The 1,002-nt window shown below is 53.1% G+C and carries 1 protein-coding gene; it reads right to left on the bottom strand.

All coding sequences use genetic code 11. The features are described from left to right. Window positions 1–30: 30 nt before the first annotated feature. A complete protein-coding gene (locus tag Q7U33_RS11765) occupies window positions 31–801 on the bottom strand; it encodes a DUF1194 domain-containing protein (RefSeq protein WP_304861214.1) in 771 nt (256 codons plus the stop codon). Window positions 802–1,002: the final 201 nt, after the last annotated feature.

Below are 1,002 nucleotides of genomic sequence, written 5' to 3'. Positions count from 1 at the left end.
ATTGAAAATCAGGTAAGGAGATGTTGTCCGTCAACCCTTTGCCGCGCGGCGACGAGCCGCAGCTACGCCGAGCAACCCGACACCCAGCAACGCAAGTGAGACAGGTTCAGGAACATCATTTGTGATTTCCTTGATCAGTTTTCTTTGAATGGCGGATGCAAAATCATTGAAATTGGCAACATCAATCACGAAACCGCCACCACCGACGACGCTGCTGTTGTAGTAGTTAGTGACGCTTGCACCGCCGATTGCCAGGCCGTTGATCGTGTCAACACCGAGACCCAGTGCGTAATCGCGACCAAAAGCTGTCGAGCACGTTCCGTCATTGCACACACCGTCACCCGAGACATCCATGACCTGGCGGGCTGAAGTAAAGCCATTGTCGATACCGCCTGTCTCAGTGCCAAACAGCCCAGCGCCGTACCGGATAGCATTCTGGATAGCCGTGGTCCCACTGAAGGCGCGCGTCACCGAATTTATGCTGGCTGCGAAGGCGTTGGCCGCCGCAACACTGTCGATCAACGCCCACGACACCTGTTGCGATTGCTGAGAGGTACCGGACCACTCTACATATGTCACAGCAATGGCACCGCCTTGGCTGCCCAAAATGGCGTTTTGAACATCTGCATTTTGGATGGCTTGAACGTAGCCATTTTTCTGCAATGCGTATTCAGCGTTGTCAACGCTACCTGAAACGTCAATCAACAACACAAGCTCTAGACCCACTGGAACGGCAGAGGCTGGCGCAGCGGCGAACATAGCCGTCGCCGCGCACATCGAAGCCAAAAACTTCTTCAACATGATTCCTTCTCCTCGGTTTAGCCGGCGGATTGCCGCGCTCCGACAAATATGCATAGACCGTGCCATAGGTCACACTTCATTGATTTTCTTGAAAAATTTATAAAATACCCTGGGAGGTTAGGTTGTGCCTGTCAAAAAGGCCGACATGGCAGGGGGGTATGCACAGAACATGCTTCATTTCAGAGTCCGCTTCTCCGCGGT

The organism is Methylotenera sp. (assembly GCF_030653755.1).
Classification (GTDB): Bacteria; Pseudomonadota; Gammaproteobacteria; order Burkholderiales; family Methylophilaceae; genus Methylotenera.
Note: the sequence above shows the minus strand (reverse complement) of the source record. Positions and strands in the feature narration are given on the sequence as shown.

Excerpts from the sequence above, each read along its gene's own strand:
- Q7U33_RS11765 (WP_304861214.1), bottom strand. The coding sequence starts at position 801 with ATGTTGAAGAAGTTTTTGGCTTCGATGTGCGCGGCGACGGCTATGTTC.